Genomic DNA, 20,139 nt, shown 5'->3' on the forward strand with positions numbered 1-20,139 from the left:
ACAACGAAAAAATGTTAGAAAACTTCATCTATATTTTCGATATGCTCGGTACCATCGCCTTTGCAATATCAGGGGTGTTAGTGGCTACTCGCTTACGCATGGATCCTTTTGGAATAACCGTACTTGCCGGCGTGACTGCGATTGGAGGCGGCACCCTGCGCGATATGATGATGGGCTCAACCCCTGTATTTTGGATTATGGATAATACTTATATCTATGTGATTTTATTAACTGCTTTATTAAGTGTATTGTGGTTACACCGTATTCATCGCTTTCCTGCCTATTTATTGCCCACTTTAGATGCATTTGGGTTGGCAATCTTTACGATTATTGGCGCACAAAAAGCCCTTTCATTTGGATTCAGCGGGCCTGTTGCGATTGTGATGGGCTGTGTTACCGGGGTCGTCGGAGGGATGATCAGAGACATCTTAAGCGGTCAGATTCCATATATTTTACAGAAAGAGATTTATGCAACCGCTTCAATTTTAGGGGCTATCTTATATGTTATCTGTGGTTTCTTGGAATTAGGATCTATTTTTTCCATGGTCATCGCTATTTTAGGCACTCTGTCGTTACGTTTATCTGCTATTTATTGGCACCTTTCATTGCCGGTATTTAGTGATGGTCGATAAGCGTAAGCTTAACGACACTTAGTTAATAGATTATTCTGTGACTAACGGAAAGTTAAGCGCTTGCCATAAATTGATATGCCCTCTTAAATCCATTAACTGATTAAAGCCTAAATCCTGTAAAGTCTGGTAGGCAATGCGAGCGCGCCTGCCAGAGCGACAATAAATAACAACATCTTCTGTTTTGTATTTTTCAATCAGTGCTTTGTGTTGAATAAGTTGATTATACGGGATGTTCAGCGCACCCTGGATATGTCCCTGTAAAAACTCCTGTTCACTTCGCACATCTAAAATTACTGATATTTTCTGAGACGCTATATTGTCAAGTAATGCCTGAGGCTCAATTTGAGCAATTTTAGCTTGAGCATAGGCGCTAAATAGTAAAAGAGTGGCTATTCTTATCAGATAGACTAATTTCATGTAATCCCCTAAAAAATTGGTTTGTTAATCGTATCGCTTTCGTTAAGTGTAAAACACGATGGTGGTCGTGTGGTTGATTGCTTTATTGTTCAGTGTGATGTGGAGTGTAGTATGTTTTCTAAAGCTAATGGTAAACCAGATAAATTAGGTGTGACCTATACCGACAAAGGTGCAAACTTTTGTATTTATGCGCGTCTGGCTGAAAGCGTTGAACTGTTATTTTTTGATCACAAAGATGCAACAGCACCTAGCGATACTTTTGAATTTTCAGTTAATGATAATCGCACGGCTTTTTACTGGCATATTTTTATTGAAGATGTAAAACCGGGGCAGCTTTATGGTTTTCGTGTAAACGGGCCTTATCGTCCTTATGAAGGAACGGCCTTTGCCCCTGAAAAAGTGTTATTAGATCCTTATGGTTTATTGGTTGAACGCGGTGATAACTTTTCTCGTGATGCAGCTATAGGGTGTGGCTCAAACGTCGATAAATGTTTAAAAAGTGTGGTTGTGGATATCGACGATTACGATTGGCAGGAGGATTCGCATCCGCGTCACTCTTTTGCTAAAAGTGTTATTTATGAAATGCATATAGGCGGTTTTACTCGCCATCAAAGCTCGAACATCGCTAAAAATAAACGCGGGACTTACGCTGGGATTATTGAAAAAATACCCTATTTAAAAGAGCTGGGTATTACAGCGGTTGAATTGATGCCTGTTCATCAGTTTGATCCCAGCGAACATCATGCAGGACTTGTTAATTATTGGGGGTATAGCCCGTTATCTCTGTTTTCCCCGCACCGTGAATATAGTTCAGATAAATCCAAATTTGGCCCGATTAATGAATTTAGAGATATGGTTAAAGCCTTACATGCAGCTGATATTGAAGTGATTTTAGATGTGGTTTACAACCATACCGCAGAAGGTGGTGAAAATGGGCCTACTTATTCATTTCGTGGTTTTGATAACGGTGATTATTACATTTTATCTGCAGACGGACAGCATTATATGAACTTCAGTGGTTGCGGTAATACCCTTAATGCTACGCATTCCGTGGTGAGACGTATGATCCTTGACAGTTTACATTTTTGGGTAGAAAAAATGCATGTTGATGGTTTTCGTTTTGATTTAGCCTCCATTTTATCTCGTGATGAGTCTGGCCATCCGATGCCTAGTCCGCCTACTTTATGGAGTATTGATACCGATCCAATCCTTTCTCCTGTTAAGCTGATTGCCGAAGCATGGGATGCCGGTGGTTTATATCAGGTTGGTAGCTTGGCCGGGCAACGCTGGCGTGAATGGAATGGCCATTTTCGAGATGATGTGCGTCGCTTTGTGCGAGGCGACAAAGGTATGGTAAGTAAATTTGCTTCTCGTTTAATTGGCAGTCCGGACATTTACGGTAAGCATAACTTTGAGCCGGAAAAATCGGTTAACTTTATTACCTGCCATGATGGTTTTACCATTAATGATCTGGTCAGTTACAACCAAAAGCACAATTTGGCTAATGGTGAGAATAATCAAGACGGATGCGATCATAATTTTAGCTGGAATCATGGTGTTGAAGGTGAAACGGATGATCCTGAAATTCTTCTGTTACGTAATCAGCAGATAAAAAATATGATGACAATCAACCTTCTTTCATTAGGTACCCCTATGATATTAATGGGAGATGAAATAGCTCGCACACAAAAAGGCAATAACAATGGCTATTGCCAGGATATCCCGGATTTTTGGTTTAACTGGAATAAAATTGAAAAGAACAGAGAGCTGTTTCGTTTTATTAAGGCATTAATTGAGCAACGCACTTTTGATGCGCCACACCTTAAAAGCACAAGTCGCTACTCTTTACATGAAATTATTCAGCAATCTGGCATTCGTTGGCATGGAACGAAAGTGAATAGGCCTGATTGGACCGATAGTTCACACTCGATCGCGATGGAAAGTAAACACCCGCATTCATCCGTTGTCTCTTATGTTATTTTTAATGCTTTTTGGGAAGCGCTTAACTTTGAGTTACCCATATCTGCAAGTGGAAAATGGTTGCGCATCGTTGATACTTCGTTAGCTGATGGTAAAGATATTTATATAGAAGGAGATAAAAAACAGTGGTTTAACAATGAATATCTTGCTGCGCCACGTTCTGTGGTGATTTTGATTGGATAAATGGCGAGTGATTGATAAAATCTCTAAAAGTCATCACAATGCTATCAAAGTGTTTTTTGAAACAGGTAAATAAATGGAAGTTGTACAAGATTCAAAACAATTAGTTAATTGGTTCCGTAGCTCAGCACCTTATATCAATGCACACCGCCATAAAACATTTGTTTTAATGGTTGGTGGAGAAGCATTAGAAACAGATAATTTTCAACATATTATCAACGATATTGCACTGTTAAACAGTTTAGGTGTCAAGCTTGTATTGGTACATGGCGTGCGTCCGCAAATTCAAAAGCAACTCGATTTACATGGTCATAGCAGTCAATTCCACCATGATTTACGCATTACTGACGATAAAAGCTTAGCGTTAATTAAGCAGGCTGTCGGTGCTGTGCAAATTGAATTGCAAGCCCGTTTATCAATGGGACTTGCAAACTCACCTATGCAGGGTGCCAGTATTCGCACTGTGGTTAGCAATGTGGTCACAGCGCAACCGATTGGTATTAAAGATGGCATTGATTATTGTCATGCTGGCAAGGTCAGAAAAATTGATGTTGAAGGGATAAAAACGCAGCTTGAATCCGGGGCAATTCCGGTTATTTCACCACTTGGTTATTCCGTGACAGGTGAGGTTTTTAACCTCCTTGCCGAAGAGGTCGCAACCCAAGTAGCAATAGGTTTAGAAGCTGATAAATTAATTGGCTTTTGCTCTAATACCGGTGTTTTAGACGAGCAGGGCAAAGTGATTTCTGAGCTTTTGCCTGAGCAGGCACAGCAGCATATTGATTTTATGGAGAAGGAAGCAGGGCAAGTATCAGGCACATTACGATTTTTACGTGCGGCTGTTTCTGCTTGTAAAGCAGGGGTTAAACGAAGCCATTTGATCAGTTATTATCAAGAGGGAGCACTGTTAAAAGAGTTGTTTACACGAGACGGGGTTGGCTCTCAGATTGTAAAAGAGAGTTATGAGCGCATTCGCACTGCTACCATTGACGATATTGGTGGTTTATTAGAGCTGATTGAACCACTTGAAAAACAAGGTATTTTAGTTAAGCGTTCACGAGAGTTATTAGAAAATGAAATTGAACATTTTCAAATTGTTGAGCGCGACGGCATGGTTATCGGTTGTGCTGCGCTTTATCCCTTTAAAGATGAAAAAATGGGCGAGCTTGCTTGTTTAGTAAGTCATCCCAAATACCGTCGCAGCGCACGTGCCGACAATTTAGTTGAACATGTTGAGCGTAAAGCAAGGGAATTAGGTTTAGAATCTGTTTTTGTTTTAACCACACAAAGTATCCATTGGTTTAGAGAGCGAGGTTTTCAGTTTGCTGATATTAGTGAGTTACCTTCCTCTAAAAAAGAGTTGTATAACCTGAAACGTAATTCGAAAGTTCTAGTTCGTAAAATTCGTTAAATTTAATAATGAAGGAACATCTACTTATGTTTTTGTTTAGCAAGTTAATGCGTAGTACAACGCTAACTGTGTTTTTATTACTGCCTTTTACAACTAGCCAGGCAAAAATCCAATATGTAACAATCGGTACGGGGGGCATAGCGGGAGTTTATTACCCGACAGGAGGCGCTATATGCCACCTGACGAATCAAAGTCGAAGTACAGATAAATTTCATTGCGAAATTAAAAGTACACCAGGCAGTATCTATAATATAGCGGGCGTTCGATCTGGTGAATTAGACCTTGGTGTTGTTCAGTCTGATTGGCAGTATCACGCTTATAAAGGATCTAGCCGTTATGTTGAGCAAGGTGAATTTAAAGCGTTACGCTCTCTTTTTTCAGTCCATGCAGAACCTTTTACTGTGCTATCTCGAGCAGATTCGAATATTAGTTTTTTTGATGATTTAAAAGGAAAACGCGTTAATATTGGTAGTCCCCATTCAGGTCAACGTGCAACCATGCAGGTGCTTTTAGATCTTTATGGTTGGGAATTAACTGATTTTGCAACTGCTCTAGAATTAAATCCAAGTGAGCAGGCACAAGCATTGTGCGATGATAAAGTGGATGCAATTATTTATGTGGTCGGTCACCCCAACAGTTCGATTAAAGAAGCTTCTGGGGCATGTCAAACTAAGTTAGTTAATGTGTCAGGTGATAAAATTTCGGCATTAATTAATAATACAAGTTATTACCGTAAAGCGGTTATTCCAGGAGGAATATACCGTGGTAGTGAGCACGATACTGTCACTTTTGGTGTTGGCGCGACGATTATAGCTACAACAGAGCTGGCGGATGATATTGTTTATCAGCTGGTAAAGTCAGTGTTTGAAAATTACGCTGAATTTATTCAACTGCACCCCGCTTTTAACGAGTTGAATAAACATGGCATGGTCAGTGACTCATTAACCGCACCACTGCATCCCGGCGCAGTTCGTTACTATAAAGAGGTCGGTTTAATAAAGTAATCATCCACCAAAAAACGATTAATCACCCACTTTTCTGGGTGATTAATAACCCTCTTTTTAAGCGTCTCGCTCGCAATTTCAAGCAAATGCACTTGCCTAAAACAGTCAATTTCGCCATACTGGTCGATTGATTTTGGTTTTGGACACTTTATAGTCAGCTGAAAATGCAGGAATCTGCGTTGTTTAGCGGCTTGTTTATAAAAAGGAATGGTAATGAATAAGATCTTTAAAAGCTCATTATTGGGCGCATTAGTTTTATCAACCACGATAGTAACTGCTGCAGAGCAAAAATTTGTGACAATCGGTACTGGCGGACAAACTGGTGTGTATTACGTTGTCGGCCAGTCTATTTGTAAACTGGTTAACCGCGGCATTAAAGATCACAATATCAAATGTAATGCACCTTCTACAGGCGGCTCTGTTGCTAACATCAACGCAATCGGCGCAGGCGAGCAGGATATGGGAGTTGCACAGTCTGACTGGCAGTACCATGCCTATAACGGTACAAGCAAATTTGAAGGTAAAGGTAATGAAGAACTGCGCGCGTTATTCTCAGTTCACCCAGAACCGTTCACTTTAGTTGTACGTGCTGACTCCGGTATTAACAGTTTTGATGATTTAAAAAATAAACGTGTCAATGTTGGTAATCCTGGTTCAGGCACACGCGGCACAATGGAAGTTGTAATGGCTGCCAAGCATTTAGCAATGAAAGACTTCAGCCTTAAATCAGAACTAAAAGCCGCTGAAATGTCGGCCGCATTATGTGATAACAACTTAGATGCGATTACCTACACTGCAGGTCATCCCTCTGGTGCCATCAAAGAAGCAAGTGTATCTTGTGATTCTAAAATTGCTCCGGTTACCGGTCCTGAAGTTGATAAACTGATTGCTGATTTTCCTTTTTATGCACCGGCAGTTATTCCCGGCGGCATGTACAAAGGTACAGATCAGGATGTTAAAACTTTTGGTGTAGCAGCGACATTTGTCAGCTCAACTAACACAGATGATGAAACTGTTTACCAGGTTGTTAAAGCAGTCTTTGATAACTTTAAACGTTTCAAAAAATTACACCCTGCGTTTGCTCACCTAAATGAAAAAGATATGATCAGCAACGCATTGTCTGCACCACTGCATGACGGTGCTGTTAAATATTATAAAGAACGCGGCTGGATGTAATTCTTCCTTAAATTTATCTGCCTGATGTAGTTTGGGTATAGTAATAACAAAGGCAGTTGATGATTCACTGCCTTTTGTCTTTTCAGTCAATATAGAAGTTTTTATGCGCGAAACAATACATATAATGGATGATAATGAGCTGCAGGAGCTCGTTGAACAAACAGAAACCGGCGGGCGTCATGTAGTCGGCGGAGTTAAGAAATTAATCACAGTGACTGCGATTGCCTGGTCTTTATTCCAGCTTTATTTTTCCTCCCCTGTGCCTTTTATTTTCCAGCAGTTTATCAATGACCTCGGGTTAGACCTGACAGTTGTATTTGATGATACAAAAGCACGATCTATTCATTTAGCTTTTGCACTGTTTCTGGCTTTTTTATCTTACCCTGCGTTTAAAAACTCTAACAAAGCTATTGTCCCTGTCGGAGACTGGATTTTAGCTTTGTTAGGGGGATTTTTAGGCGCGTATTATTTTATTTTTTACGACGGCATTGTACAGCGGGTTGGTATTCCTAATCAGATGGATATTTTTGCCGGTGTAGCAGGTATCTTAATACTGTTAGAAGCAACGCGAAGAAGTCTCGGCGCACCATTAGCAGTCATTGCACTGATTTTCTTATCGTTTAACTTTATGGGGCCACATTTACCGCAGCTGCTTGCACACAATGCTAATAAGATCACCACCATAGTTAACCAGCAGTGGATCACTACTGAAGGGGTGTTTGGTATTGCACTTGGCGTATCCACCAAGTTTGTATTTTTGTTTGTCCTGTTCGGTGCACTTTTAGATAAAGCCGGCGCTGGTAATTATTTTATTAAAACTGCCTTTTCTTTACTTGGCCACTTACGAGGCGGTCCGGCTAAAGCTGCTGTTATTGCATCGGGACTGACCGGTTTAATTTCAGGCTCATCGATTGCGAATGTTGTTACAACCGGTACCTTTACTATTCCGATGATGAAAAAAGTCGGTTTTAGTTCTGAAAAAGCCGGTGCTGTTGAAGTTGCTTCTTCAGTTAACGGGCAGATCATGCCGCCGGTAATGGGAGCTGCCGCTTTCTTAATGGTTGAATATGTCGGCATTACCTATTTCGAAGTGGTTAAACACGCAATAATACCGGCACTTATTTCCTATATCGCACTGGTATATATTGTTCATTTAGAAGCAATGAAAGCCGGTATGCACGGTTTAGAAAGGGCGAAACAGCCGCCTGCTCTGCTGATGCGTTTACGTAACAGTGCATTGATTGTTTTCTCTTTCTGTCTGTTATCACTGCTCGTTTATTACGGTTTAGGCTGGATTAAATCCTTTGCCGGAGATGCGTCGTTTTATGTGGTTGCTGTCTTAATTGCACTGGCATATATCGGCATTGCTTACTGGTGTGCCAGGTTTCCAGAACTTGAACTGGAAGATGCCAACGAACCTATCGTTCATCTTCCGCCGGTAAAAGAAACGGTGAACTCAGGTTTACACTTTTTATTACCTGTTATTGTTTTAATCTGGTGTTTAATGATTGAGCGCCTTTCTCCCGGTACATCTGCCTTTTGGGGAACAGCGGTATTAGTGGCAATTCTGTTGACCCAGAAAGCCCTGTTTGCTTACTTTCGAGGTGAAAATCATTTAGCCGCGCAGTTCAAAGCAGGAGTTAACGATCTCTTTGAAGGTTTGGAGATCGGTGCTAAAAATATGGTCAGCATAGGTATTGCTACCGCAACGGCCGGTATTATTGTCGGTGTTGTTGCGTTAACCAATGTTGGTGCGCCTCTGGCCGATATTGTTGAGATAATATCAGGCGGTAATATCTTATTAATGCTGATTTTTGTTGGTATCTTAAGCCTTATTTTAGGTATGGGACTACCAACTACAGCAAACTATATTGTTGTTTCATCGCTGTTAGCCTCGGTTATCGTTGAAGTAGGGCAGCAGAACGGTCTGATTGTGCCGTTAATTGCGGTGCATCTGTTTGTCTTTTATTTCGGAATTATGGCCGATGTAACGCCTCCTGTCGGGCTGGCTTCTTTTGCCGCTGCGGCTATTTCCGGCGGCAAGCCGATTAAAACCAGTGTTATTGCATTCTTTTACAGTCTGCGTACCGCTATTTTACCTTTCCTGTTTATTTTCAATACTGATCTGTTGTTAATTGATGTGAGCTGGATGCAGGGGATCGGGGTTTTTATTATAGCCTCCGTTGCTATTCTTATTTTTACCGCGGCTACGCAGAAATACTTTTTTGATGACTGTAGCTGGCTGGAGGTGATGGCAATGCTGCTGATTGCATTTGCGCTGTTCCGCCCGGCTTATTTTATGGAAAGGATATCTCCCTCTTACGTGAAAATTGAGCCTTATAACCTTGTTTCCGAGCTGCAGCATGCACACAGCACGCGTGATTTGAAAATGAAAGTTAGCGGTTTAAGTGATATCGGCGAACCTGTGACCTTTTATGTTCACCTGCCGATACAGGGTGAATCTGGTGAACAACGCTTAAGTAATATGGGGCTGACCCTGATAGATAATGACGGCAGCATGATTATTGATGATGTTGCTTTTGACAGTCCGGCCGCCGCTATGGGACTTGACTGGGATCAGACAATATTATCGGTGGAGATGCCCGTCGAAGGCGCACTGGCTAAAGAGTGGTTATATATTCCGGCACTGCTGATGTTATGGGGAATTGCGCTGATACAGATCCGCCGCCGCAGGGCCATGATAATTAAATTAGCGATGGATTAAATTACTGACAGCAGCTCTGTTAAACAGGTGATCACTGTTGAGTGTTCACCTGCTGTCTGTCTAATCTAAAAACGGGGCTTTTTAATTTTTTAGGGAAAGTATTCGCTATTTTTTGTGGTTACATAAGCCATCAACAGGTTCACCGTAAAGGTAAAGGCTATGGTTGGTGAGCTCAATACCATATTTTTCAGCAATCAGTTTTTGTTGTTTTTCAATTAAATCATCGTTAAATTCAATCACTTCACCACATTTTAGGCAAACAAGGTGATCGTGATGCTGCTGATTAGCAAGTTCAAATACTGATTTTCCACCTTCAAAATGATGACGAGTAACAATACCTGCATCATCAAATTGATTTAATACGCGATAAACCGTTGCGACACCAACTTCATCTCCCTGCTCGAGCAGTTTTTTATAAAGATCTTCAGCACTAGTGTGCTGATTCTCAGGTAGTTGAAGTAAACGTAAAATTTTCACTCGTGGAGAGGTTACTTTTAATCCAGCATCTTTTAATGCTTCGTTTTCTAAAGGCATGATAATTCCCTAACGGTTTGGCTCTATTAATACTAGTCAGCAAGCTCAGCTAAGCACATCTCATCATAAATCTGTTTTGTCCATGCTTTAACACGTGATTCAGTTAATTCAGGTTGGCGATCTTCATCAATACCAAGGCCAATGAAATTATCATCATCAACCAGTGCTTTTGATGCTTCAAATTCATAACCTTCAGTTGGCCAGTTACCAACAATAACCGCACCTTTACTTTCTACAATATCGCCAAGCTGGCCCATCGCATCAAGGAAGTATTCTGCGTAATCTTCTTGATCACCACAGCCAAAAATAGCCACTAACTTGTCGCTGAAATCGATATCTTCTAAATCAGGGAAAAAATCATCCCAATCACATTGTGCTTCACCGTAGTACCAAGTTGGAATGCCGAATAAAAGCAAGCTGTATTCCGCAATTTCTTCTTTGCTACTTTTAGCGATATCCTTTACTTCAACTAATTTTTTTCCCAACTCTTTTTGGATCATTTTTGCAACGGCTTCAGTGTTACCTGTGTCACTACCAAAAAAAATACCTACGCTTGCCATAGTCGATTACCTTTATTAATAAATTAATTTAACTGTGCGTGAAGTAGCTGATTAATCAGCTCACCACGACTAATTTCTTGCTCTTGTGATAGCTTATTGAGTGCTTCAAATAATTGCCTATCAACTTTTAACTCAATACGTTTTAAACCTTTCTGCTTATCTCGTAGTGTCTGTTTCTGCTTATTAATCTTAAGCTGGACTTGACGAGAGTGCGGGTTGCTTTTAGGCCGACCAAGACGTACCTCATCAGCAAAAAGATCGTCAGTAATACGATCAAATGATTCTTTTGCCATTTTTTTTACCTAAAAGTATCTATTGTTACTTGTGACTTATCACTAACCAATGCCATTACTGGTCCAGATGATTTCGATGATCGCTTTAGAGATAAAGCCGATACAACCAAAAAAAAGTACCGACCAAACAACGTTACGTCCGAATTTAGGCACATCACTGCGTTTTAATACATCTTGAATGGAAAGCCCTATCAACAAAAAAAGCAGGAGATAAAAACCATAAAGGCCAATAATCTCGATTTGTTCTGTATATTCTTGCAGCATAGTACAGGCTTCATTCAAAAAGAGGAATATAACATAAACGCGAATACTCAGCGATTTATTTATACCCGTTATCAATCAAAATGCATTTATCAGTCGCTAGCTCGGACACCAAGACAAGGCGCAACATGATGACAATGGCTTGCCCTTATCGAATGTTGCAACGCAGTATTGGTTTTCGAGCTAGTGACCCACGGGGCAAGCCGTGAGGCAAACATCTTCGGTGTTGTGAAGTCTCGATTTAACCCGTTAGATCTTCACCTTCACGCCTAGAACCTGTTCGCCTCTCGACTTGCTGATTTTTGCATCTTGAATGATACGGGTATATAGCCCAATTAATGTCTATTTAATTAAAAAACTGTCTGACCAGACGGTTGAATATTTTTGGCTTTTCAGCATGTAACCAGTGGCCAGTATTCTCAATCACTTTTGCCTTTGCTTTTGGAAATAAGCGTAAAATATCGGTTTGGTTCTCAGGGCTGATATAATCAGAATTTCCCCCTTTAATAAAGAGTGCTTCTTTATTAAAAATATTATCAATTGCTAACCAACCACGAATCGCGTCATAGTTCGCTATGACCGAAGCTAAATTAAACTGCAGATGGTAATCATCACCTTTTTTCTGCAGTGACTTAAGCAAAAATTGGCGGAGTTCTGCTGTTTTTACATATTGGCTTAATATTAAATCTGCAGATTTTCTGCTTTTTATTTGTTGATTTGCTACGGCTTGTAAACCGGTAAAAATATCACTGTGTTTATCTGCATAAGCAACGGGGGCTATATCGGCGATAATAAGTTTATTGATACGTTCAGGTTGCAGCAATGCGCAAGTCATGGCGACTTTTCCCCCCATTGAATGACCAATGATAGAAAAATGCTCAATATTAAGGTGGTCCGCTAATTCGAATAAATCATTGGCCATCTCTTGGTACGACATGCTCGGTGAATGTGGGCTACTGCCATGGTTGCGTAAATCAATAGATATGATGTGATGATATTCTTGTAAGGCTGTGGCAAGCCCTGATAGGTTTGATAAACTACCAAATAATCCATGGATGACAAAAATGTTCTCACATTTTTGATCTGCTTCATTCAAAGCTGTTTGTTTTTGTTGGTAATTAAGTAGCATAAGATTCGATTTTAAGTGAAAATATAATAATAGAATTACTGCTATGGTAAATAAAGTATAATCTTTACTTGAGTTTAACATGGTATTACATTGGCTAATGGTTTTTTGTGATTTTGATTTTTATAAAGATGACCGATTAGAAATATTAAGTATTAGCGTAAAGATCGAACGGTGAAATAATGAAAAAAATAGAAATAGAAGACGACCTTTATAAATATATTCTGGCTAACATCGAAGCTTTTGGTGAAACACCTTCGCAGATTTTACGCCGATTACTTTCGTTACCAGACGCTGTTAATAGCAGCGAAATAAGTGAAAATATTCAAGATGAGATAGCCACTATTGAAACAACTTCTGTGCAGCAGACTGTTTCTGCTGTTGAGCAAAAAGAGATCGCACCTTCTATTTATTCTACTTCCCATTCATCTTTACCTGAGTCAGCTGCACATAGTGTTGCTGCTTTGTTTGCTGAGCAAACATTTAAAAAAGAGCCTATCGTAACCAATAAATTTAAGATGATGCTAACAACTATGTATCATGAAAACAGAGCGGCATTTATTGCCGCTGCTAATACGACCAAAGGGCGTACTCGGGATTATTTCGGACAAAATTTAAGTACATTATTGGAATCTGATAATGAAGAAGAAGTTGCGCTATTAAAAGCAAGTAAACCGCGTGATATTCCCAACACCCCATTTTGGGTGATAACTAATGCAAATACCGGTCGAAAACGCATAATTCTGACACAGATGATGGCTTCTATGGGATACCCGCATCATCTGATAGAACGCATAAAAGATGAAATTTAAATTAGGAGTAGTACTAACTATTAAAGGACTTTCGGGAAGCATATTTTTAAAAACAATTTATTTATACTTTTGAGGTAGTAATTATTATGGCAATTCATCCAAGAGCAGGTCAACTTGCACAAGCAAGCGATTTAGTTGATATCCCTAAATTGATTTCAGCATATTACGTTAATCTTCCAGATGTGAGCTTAGCAAGTGAGCAAGTCGCATTTGGTACATCAGGGCACCGAGGCTGCTCATTTAAGAATGCTTTTACAGAATTGCATATTTTAGCAATCAGTCAGGCATTAGCTGAATACCGTATTAAGCAAGGTTATACTGGGCCTATGTTTATTGGTAAAGATACACACGCATTATCTGAACCTGCTTTTATTTCAGCAGTACAAGTATTAGTTGCAAATGGTATCAAAGTGATTGTACAAGAAAATGGTGGTTACACTCCAACACCTGTTATTTCTCACGCGATATTACAATATAACAATGAACACCCTGATAATTTAGCTGATGGTATTGTTATTACACCTTCACATAATCCACCTGAAGATGGTGGTTTCAAATACAACCCGCCAAATGGTGGCCCTGCTGATAGTGATGTAACAAAAATCATCCAGGATCGCGCTAATGAAATATTAACCGATAACTTTGATGATATTCAGCAGTGGGATTTCACTGAAGCGATGGAATCAGATTTAGTAGAAGAATACGATTATGTTCAGCCTTACGTTGATGATCTGAAAAATGTTCTAAATTTAGATGCGATTGCAAAAGCGGGCATCAAAATCGGTGTTGATACCTTAGGTGGTTCAGGTGTTGCTTATTGGCCCGTTATTGCTAAAACCTACGGTTTAGATATCGAAGTTGTAAATGATCGCGTTGATCCTACTTTCTCTTTTATGACCTTAGATAAAGATGGAAAAATCCGTATGGATTGTTCTTCACCTTATGCAATGGCTGGATTAATCAAATTAAAAGATAAATTCGATGTGGCAATTGCTAATGATCCGGATTATGACCGTCATGGTATCGTAACTAAAAGCTCTGGCTTGTTAAACCCTAACCATTATTTAGCAGTGGCGATTAATTACCTGTTTACGCATCGTAATGAATGGCCTGAAGATGCAATTGTGGGTAAAACCTTGGTTTCAAGTTCAATGATCGATCGTGTTGTTGCTCAGCTTGGACGTGAAATGTCTGAAGTGCCAGTTGGTTTTAAATGGTTTGTTGATGGCCTTTATGATGGGAAATTCGGTTTTGGTGGAGAAGAGAGTGCGGGTGCTTCTTTCTTACGTAAAGATGGAACCGTATGGAGTACTGATAAAGACGGTATTATTTTAGCATTATTAGCAGCTGAGATTATTGCAGTAACAGGTAAAGATCCAGGCGAGCACTATGCCGGATTCACTGAAAAATTTGGATCTCCCATTTATCAGCGTTTTGATGCGCCAGCATCTCCTGAGCAAAAAGCGGTGCTTGCTAATTTAAGCCCCGAGATGGTTGAAGCTGATATGCTAGCGGGTGAAAAAATCACAGAGAAACTGACACATGCATCGGGAAATGGTGCTGCTATTGGTGGTCTGAAAGTGACCACTGAAAATGGCTGGTTTGCTGCGCGTCCTTCAGGTACTGAGAACATTTATAAAATTTACTCAGAGTCATTTATTGGCGAAGATCATATTGCAGCAATCCAAAAAGAAGCACAAGAGATTGTCGCTCAAGCTTTTTCTAAAGCTGGTTTATAATTACTAAGTAGAAAAAAGATAATATATTTGTGATATGTCAGCCTCTTTTTTAAAAATAAAGAGGCTGATATGAGACCTGTAAAGGTGAAAATTTATTTTATTCGCGTTTACAGAACTCATTCTACCTTTAACTTCATGATCTCGATCAATTATTCTTAATAAATATCCCCCCATTTAATTACTCCATATTTATCAAAAATCGCGATAGACAGCTGATTCTACCTGTTAATCCACCTTTAAACGCAGTAAATAGGCGCAACGTTTAGGGGGGGGGCGTAGAAGAAAGGAGGAGGACGAACCGTTGAACTCACATTATTGTGGTACCTGTTTTTAAGGATAATAATTACTTGAAAAGCGAACAATGGTAAAGAGAGTAAGATAATAATAATTTTATACTCTAGTTATCATTCGAAATTTTACAGTGGCGAGTTATCAAATTGATGAAAATCTCGCTATTTATTAATTAACATGGAAATGTAGGTACATCATGGCTACTAAAAAAACCCCAACTGCAGCAAAAAGTAAAGCTACAAGCAAAAAGGCAACAGAGCAATTAACTCCAGTAGTTGAATGTTCTAGTGAACAAATGCAACAGTCAATCGTAGATCGTTTACATAAAAGCTTAGGTACAGATCAAAATAAAGCGAATAACAAAGCGTGGTGGAATGCAACCTGTTATGCCGTTAATGAAGTGGTTTTTGATAAACTTACACAGACTCAACAAAATCATGCTGGCAAAGATGTTCGTTCTGTAAATTATTTATCTCTTGAATTTTTAATGGGTCGTTTACTTTCAAATAACCTACATAATTTACAATTATTCAAAGTAGCTGAAGATGCTTTAAAAGGTCTAGGTAAAGACATATACGAAATTTGTGATGAAGAGCCTGATATGGCACTTGGTAACGGTGGCCTTGGTCGTCTTGCTGCATGTTTCATCGATTCTTTAGCAACTCTTGGTTACCCAGCAATCGGTTACGGTATCCATTATGAGCACGGTTTATTCGCACAATCATTCCAAGACGGTCGCCAAATTGAACGTCCTGATACATGGCGTGAATACGGCAATCCATGGGAGATTTGTCGTCCAGAGTCTATTCAACATGTACCTCTATACGGTTACGTTGAAACTGTTTTTGATGAAGATGGAAGCTCACACAAAGTGTGGCATGCTGGTCAAAAACTTAAAGGTGTGCCATGGGATGTGCCAATTGTTGGTTACGGTGCAAAAACAGTTAATATCTTACGTCTATGGGAAAGCCGCGCAGATGAAGCTTTCGATTGGGACGTATTTAATGCTGGTGGTTATGTTGACGCGCAAGCTGAAAAATCAAAAGCAGAAACAGTTTCAAAAGTACTATACCCGAATGATGAAACTTCAGAAGGTAAAGAGTTACGTTTAGTTCAACAGTACTTCTTCTGTGCTTGTTCAGTTAAAGATATTCTACGTCGTTTCAAACGCCAAAACAGCGATTGGACAAAACTAGCAGACAAAGTTGCGATTCAATTAAATGATACGCATCCAACAATCGCTATCCCTGAATTAATGCGCATCTTAATTGATGAAGAGCGTCTAGCTTGGGATTTCGCTTGGGAAATCTGTCAAAAAGTATTCGCTTACACAAACCATACTCTACTGCCAGAAGCACTAGAAAAATGGTCTGTTAGCCTATTCGAAAAAGTATTACCTCGTCACCTTGAGATCATTTACGAAATCAACCGTCAATTCCTAGAATTAGTTGAAGCGAAATGGCCTGGCGATAATGCTAAGAAAGCAAAACTTTCTATTATTCAAGAAGGCGATGATCGTAAAGTATGTATGGCAAACCTATGTGTTGTTACTTCATACAAAGTAAACGGTGTTGCTGCAGTTCACTCTGAACTTGTTAAAACTGATCTGTTCCCTGAATACCATGAGCTATTCCCGACTAAATTAGTTAACGTAACTAATGGTGTTACACCTCGTCGTTGGTTAAAAGCTTGTAACCCTAAACTTGCTGCATTATATGACGAAGAAGTTGGTCCTGAGTGGGTTGTTAATCTTGATAAATTACGTGGCGTATTACCAAAAGCAAAAGATGTTGCTTTACAAAAACGCTTTATGGATATCAAAAAAGACAACAAACTTGAACTAGCTAAAATCATTAAAGACTTAACAGGTGTTGAAGTTTCTGCTGATGCTATCTTTGATATTCAAATCAAACGTCTGCACGAGTACAAACGTCAACAACTGAATATGATTCATATTTTGACTCTGTACAAACGTTTACTGGATAACCCTGATTACGATATGGTTCCACGTGTATTTGTATTCGGCGCGAAAGCGGCACCGGGTTACCATATGGCTAAACAGATTATCTTTGCTCTAAACAAAATCGCAGACAAAGTGAATAACGATGAGCGTGTTAAAGGTAAGCTAAAAGTTGTATTCTTACCAAACTACCGTGTATCACTTGCTGAGAAACTATTCCCGGCTGCAGATATCTCTGAACAGATTTCAACTGCGGGTCTGGAAGCATCTGGTACTGGTAACATGAAATTTGCAATCAATGGTGCATTAACTGTTGGTACTATGGATGGCGCAAATATCGAAATGGCAGAAGAGATTGGTGCTGAGCACATGTTTATCTTCGGTCTAAGCGTTGCAGAAGTTAAAGAACTTAAAGAGAAAGGTTACAATCCTTTCGATTACTACTACAGCAACCCTGAGTTGAAATCTGTATTAGATTGGTTAGATACTGACTTCTTCACACCTGGTCAACCTGGTGCGCTATCTGATATCAAACGCTCTCTACTTGAAGGCGGTGATGAGTACTTATGTCTAGCTGATTACGCTTCATACTGTGCAGCTCACCAGAAAATTGATGAGGCTTACCGTGACCAGTCTTTATGGGCTGAGAAAGCAATTCTTAACTCTGGCGCGATGGGTAAATTTAACTCAGACCGTTCGATTGAAGATTACGCAACAACTATTTGGAACTTGAAAAAGTACCCACTAGCTTAATCGTTTTTTAAACAAGTAAACCTGAAAGGCGATAATTAATTATCGCCTTTTTTTTTGCTTAAAGCGCAGTATAATCAGTAGGATGTTTTATTTAGTTATCCATTTTATGCGACCGAGGAGGTTGTTATGTCTCAAGATCAAAATACAAATGATGTATGTGAAGCGTGTGGTACTATTGTTGAGTTAGGCAGTGTTATTACTGAAGATGATACCGTGTTGATTTTACCTTTTACGGGTGCGGATAAAGCAAGTGTTGAGCAACTTGCACAAAAATATATAGATGCAGCGAAAGCGCGTTTTGCGACGGTTGAAGTCACGACGCAAGAAAGCCATGGTGCTGACAGCGTTACCCTTGAAGTTTCATTAAGCTTTGAATGTACAGCTGAAAAACTTATTTTTGAGATGAATTTAAGTACTATTAAATAAGTTATTGTTTTTAGTTTGGAGCCAGCTGTATTGGCTCTTTTTATTTTGAATGCAGCCAAACAGGGACAGAATAATTACAATTTTCCTTTAATTTAAATCTAAATTTCTTCTTTTCCTGCTTAATCGTTATACTAGCTGTTTCAACCTTTTAACTTACCTCTTTTGGAGAATGCTTTGCTCATTGATGATTTACCCATTGACCGTCGTTTAATAATTTCGCTATCCCATCTTGGATTTACAGAAACAACACAAATTCAAGCGGATGCAATTCCTCTTGCTGTTGCAGGGAAAGATTTACTGGCATCATCAAAAACCGGCTCGGGTAAAACATTGGCATTTTTACTGCCGGCGATGCAGCGTGTTTTAAAAACGCGTGCACTGACTAAACGGGATCCTCGTGTATTAATTTTGACGCCAACACGAGAACTGGCAAAGCAAGTGTATGCGCAATTGCGTTTGTTAATTTCTAATACCAGTTTGAAATCTACATTGGTATCAGGCGGTGAAAACTTTAACGACCAAGTTAAAGCACTTGATAAAGACCCGCATTTTGTTGTTGGTACCCCGGGGCGCATTGTTGATCATCTGAAAAAAGGTCTATTACACCTGCATGGTTTAGAGCTGTTAATTTTAGATGAAGCAGATCGTATGCTTGATTTAGGTTTCTCGGAGCAGTTAAAAGCAGTTAACTCCGAGGCAAATCACCGTTTACGTCAAACATTACTTTTTTCAGCAACCCTTGGTCATGCAGAGGTTAATGAATTTGCTGGTGAGTTATTAAAAGCACCGGTACGTATCGCAGTCGGTGAAGAAAACCAACAACATAGTGAAATAACACAACGTTTTTACCTTGCTGACAATTTAAATCAAAAAGAAAAATTACTGTTTCACTTTGTAAAGAACGAAAGTTCAAAACAGATTATTATTTTTACCGCTACCCGTAAAGATACCGAGCGTTTAAGTGAAGTGTTAACTGAAAAAGGTTTCACCGCCCTTGCCCTGCATGGTGATTTAACACAAAACAACCGTAATAAAATAATGGATTCATTTTCACGTGGTAAAGAGCAAGTATTGGTCACGACTGATATTGCTTCTCGTGGATTAGACTTGCTTAATGTTAGTCACGTTATCAACTTTGATATCCCAAAACATACTGAAGAGTATATCCACCGTATCGGCCGTACAGGTCGTGCCGGTGAGAAGGGCGATGCGATTTCAATTATCGGTCCTAAAGACTGGGTGAATTTCAAAAAAGTAGAAGAATTTGTGCAGCAGCATATCAGCTTTGACCGCGTTGAAGGCATTAAACCAAAATTCAAAGGTATTAAAGAGGTTATCGCGAAACCTGTTAAAAATGCAACAGCGGATAATACTGACAAAAAGAAAGTTGTTAAGAAAAAGCAGAAAACAAAAGCTGCGCCAAATAAAACTTTCCATGAAGCAAAAGATGTCGGTTTTGCACCAATGCGTCGTAAAAAGAAAGTGCAAGATTAATCGATATTGAATAATTAATGCGTTTAGGAAAAGAGAGTTTTTAATTTAACTCTCTTTTTTTTTGCCTTAAAATAATTTGTATCTAGCGAGATTTTTGTATATTTATCAGTAATACATAAAAGTATTAAATGGTGTCCCCTACAGGATTCGAACCTGTGACCTGCTCCTTAGGAGGGAGCCGCGCTATCCAGCTGTGCCAAGGGGACACTGAACGTTGTTGAATTATATACAAAAACTGAGATAAAAACACAAATATGGTTATTTTTGTTATTACAAAAACAATAATTATGAATATTCTATGCGGCTGTTAATATACCCATGATACCTCAAGGTGCTTTATCAGGACTCAGCTCGGAGACCAGAAT

17 protein-coding genes and 1 tRNA gene are annotated in these 20,139 nt (G+C 39.4%); 11 read left to right on the plus strand and 7 right to left on the minus strand.

Annotated features, from left to right (window positions below; all coding sequences use genetic code 11):
- Positions 1-11 precede the first annotated feature (11 nt).
- Positions 12-632, plus strand: a complete 621-nt coding sequence (locus tag AC4GME_RS05925) for a trimeric intracellular cation channel family protein (protein WP_490375988.1) — start codon at positions 12-14, stop codon at positions 630-632.
- 30 nt (positions 633-662) lie between these two features.
- Here the strand turns inward: AC4GME_RS05925 and AC4GME_RS05930 are convergent, their stop codons facing one another.
- Entirely contained in the window at positions 663-1,049 is a 387-nt protein-coding gene (locus tag AC4GME_RS05930) for a rhodanese-like domain-containing protein (RefSeq protein WP_490375989.1), read from the minus strand.
- Positions 1,050-1,160: 111 nt separating this feature from the next.
- On the opposite strand from AC4GME_RS05930, the gene glgX reads away from it, so the two are divergent.
- From glgX to AC4GME_RS05955, 5 genes are all read left to right on the plus strand, one after another.
- Positions 1,161-3,212 (plus strand): glycogen debranching protein GlgX, encoded by a 2,052-nt coding sequence (gene glgX / locus AC4GME_RS05935; RefSeq protein WP_490375990.1) that lies wholly within the window; start codon positions 1,161-1,163, stop codon positions 3,210-3,212.
- 73 nt (positions 3,213-3,285) lie between these two features.
- Positions 3,286-4,620 (plus strand): amino-acid N-acetyltransferase, encoded by a 1,335-nt coding sequence (gene argA, locus AC4GME_RS05940; protein WP_490375991.1) that lies wholly within the window; start codon positions 3,286-3,288, stop codon positions 4,618-4,620.
- 26 nt (positions 4,621-4,646) lie between these two features.
- Positions 4,647-5,624 carry a TAXI family TRAP transporter solute-binding subunit gene (locus AC4GME_RS05945; RefSeq protein WP_490375992.1) on the plus strand — a complete coding sequence of 326 codons (978 nt, stop codon included), beginning with the start codon at positions 4,647-4,649 and terminating at the stop codon, positions 5,622-5,624.
- Positions 5,625-5,837: 213 nt separating this feature from the next.
- Positions 5,838-6,800: a TAXI family TRAP transporter solute-binding subunit gene (locus AC4GME_RS05950; RefSeq protein WP_490375993.1), complete on the plus strand. Its 963-nt coding sequence runs from the start codon at positions 5,838-5,840 to the stop codon at positions 6,798-6,800.
- A gap of 103 nt (positions 6,801-6,903) precedes the next feature.
- Positions 6,904-9,525: a TRAP transporter permease gene (locus AC4GME_RS05955; protein ID WP_490375994.1), complete on the plus strand. Its 2,622-nt coding sequence runs from the start codon at positions 6,904-6,906 to the stop codon at positions 9,523-9,525.
- A 105-nt stretch (positions 9,526-9,630) separates the two neighbouring features.
- Here the strand turns inward: AC4GME_RS05955 and fur are convergent, their stop codons facing one another.
- The 5 genes from fur to AC4GME_RS05980 form a co-directional block, all read right to left on the minus strand.
- Entirely contained in the window at positions 9,631-10,059 is a 429-nt protein-coding gene (fur, locus tag AC4GME_RS05960) for a ferric iron uptake transcriptional regulator (protein ID WP_490375995.1), read from the minus strand.
- 32 nt (positions 10,060-10,091) lie between these two features.
- Positions 10,092-10,619 carry a flavodoxin FldA gene (gene fldA / locus AC4GME_RS05965; RefSeq protein WP_490375996.1) on the minus strand — a complete coding sequence of 176 codons (528 nt, stop codon included), beginning with the start codon at positions 10,617-10,619 and terminating at the stop codon, positions 10,092-10,094.
- A gap of 23 nt (positions 10,620-10,642) precedes the next feature.
- The gene (gene ybfE, locus AC4GME_RS05970) at positions 10,643-10,912 is read right to left on the minus strand and encodes a LexA regulated protein (RefSeq protein WP_490375997.1); all 270 of its coding nucleotides are present in this window, start codon (positions 10,910-10,912) and stop codon (positions 10,643-10,645) included.
- A gap of 42 nt (positions 10,913-10,954) precedes the next feature.
- Complete coding sequence (locus AC4GME_RS05975) at positions 10,955-11,176, minus strand: DUF2788 domain-containing protein (RefSeq protein WP_490375998.1); 222 nt, start codon at positions 11,174-11,176, stop codon at positions 10,955-10,957.
- A 343-nt stretch (positions 11,177-11,519) separates the two neighbouring features.
- Positions 11,520-12,302, minus strand: coding sequence for an alpha/beta fold hydrolase (locus AC4GME_RS05980; RefSeq protein WP_490375999.1), 783 nt, complete (start codon positions 12,300-12,302; stop codon positions 11,520-11,522).
- A 179-nt stretch (positions 12,303-12,481) separates the two neighbouring features.
- Between AC4GME_RS05980 and AC4GME_RS05985 the strand changes: the two genes are divergently transcribed.
- The 5 genes from AC4GME_RS05985 (at position 12,482) to AC4GME_RS06005 (ending at position 19,774) form a co-directional block, all read left to right on the plus strand.
- Complete coding sequence (locus AC4GME_RS05985) at positions 12,482-13,111, plus strand: replication initiation regulator SeqA (RefSeq protein ID WP_490379132.1); 630 nt, start codon at positions 12,482-12,484, stop codon at positions 13,109-13,111.
- An 86-nt stretch (positions 13,112-13,197) separates the two neighbouring features.
- Positions 13,198-14,850, plus strand: a complete 1,653-nt coding sequence (pgm, locus tag AC4GME_RS05990) for a phosphoglucomutase (alpha-D-glucose-1,6-bisphosphate-dependent) (RefSeq protein WP_490379133.1) — start codon at positions 13,198-13,200, stop codon at positions 14,848-14,850.
- Between the two features lie 487 nt (positions 14,851-15,337).
- Positions 15,338-17,854, plus strand: coding sequence for a glycogen/starch/alpha-glucan phosphorylase (locus AC4GME_RS05995; protein WP_490379134.1), 2,517 nt, complete (start codon positions 15,338-15,340; stop codon positions 17,852-17,854).
- Positions 17,855-17,980: 126 nt separating this feature from the next.
- Complete coding sequence (locus tag AC4GME_RS06000) at positions 17,981-18,280, plus strand: DUF406 family protein (protein WP_490378809.1); 300 nt, start codon at positions 17,981-17,983, stop codon at positions 18,278-18,280.
- Positions 18,281-18,454: 174 nt separating this feature from the next.
- Positions 18,455-19,774, plus strand: a complete 1,320-nt coding sequence (locus AC4GME_RS06005) for a DEAD/DEAH box helicase (protein ID WP_490378810.1) — start codon at positions 18,455-18,457, stop codon at positions 19,772-19,774.
- 129 nt (positions 19,775-19,903) lie between these two features.
- Here the strand turns inward: AC4GME_RS06005 and AC4GME_RS06010 are convergent.
- Positions 19,904-19,980 (minus strand) — tRNA-Arg (locus tag AC4GME_RS06010).
- Between the last annotated feature and the right edge of the window lie 159 nt (positions 19,981-20,139).

This window comes from Psychromonas sp. (assembly GCF_983033635.1).

Coding starts and splice junctions, on each gene's coding strand:
- AC4GME_RS05925 (WP_490375988.1), top strand. CDS start 12: ATGTTAGAAAACTTCATCTATATTTTCGATATGCTCGGTACCATCGCC.
- AC4GME_RS05930 (WP_490375989.1), bottom strand. CDS start 1,049: ATGAAATTAGTCTATCTGATAAGAATAGCCACTCTTTTACTATTTAGC.
- glgX (WP_490375990.1), top strand. CDS start 1,161: ATGTTTTCTAAAGCTAATGGTAAACCAGATAAATTAGGTGTGACCTAT.
- argA (WP_490375991.1), top strand. CDS start 3,286: ATGGAAGTTGTACAAGATTCAAAACAATTAGTTAATTGGTTCCGTAGC.
- AC4GME_RS05945 (WP_490375992.1), top strand. CDS start 4,647: ATGTTTTTGTTTAGCAAGTTAATGCGTAGTACAACGCTAACTGTGTTT.
- AC4GME_RS05950 (WP_490375993.1), top strand. CDS start 5,838: ATGAATAAGATCTTTAAAAGCTCATTATTGGGCGCATTAGTTTTATCA.
- AC4GME_RS05955 (WP_490375994.1), top strand. CDS start 6,904: ATGCGCGAAACAATACATATAATGGATGATAATGAGCTGCAGGAGCTC.
- fur (WP_490375995.1), bottom strand. CDS start 10,059: ATGCCTTTAGAAAACGAAGCATTAAAAGATGCTGGATTAAAAGTAACC.
- fldA (WP_490375996.1), bottom strand. CDS start 10,619: ATGGCAAGCGTAGGTATTTTTTTTGGTAGTGACACAGGTAACACTGAA.
- ybfE (WP_490375997.1), bottom strand. CDS start 10,912: ATGGCAAAAGAATCATTTGATCGTATTACTGACGATCTTTTTGCTGAT.
- AC4GME_RS05975 (WP_490375998.1), bottom strand. CDS start 11,176: ATGCTGCAAGAATATACAGAACAAATCGAGATTATTGGCCTTTATGGT.
- AC4GME_RS05980 (WP_490375999.1), bottom strand. CDS start 12,302: ATGCTACTTAATTACCAACAAAAACAAACAGCTTTGAATGAAGCAGAT.
- AC4GME_RS05985 (WP_490379132.1), top strand. CDS start 12,482: ATGAAAAAAATAGAAATAGAAGACGACCTTTATAAATATATTCTGGCT.
- pgm (WP_490379133.1), top strand. CDS start 13,198: ATGGCAATTCATCCAAGAGCAGGTCAACTTGCACAAGCAAGCGATTTA.
- AC4GME_RS05995 (WP_490379134.1), top strand. CDS start 15,338: ATGGCTACTAAAAAAACCCCAACTGCAGCAAAAAGTAAAGCTACAAGC.
- AC4GME_RS06000 (WP_490378809.1), top strand. CDS start 17,981: ATGTCTCAAGATCAAAATACAAATGATGTATGTGAAGCGTGTGGTACT.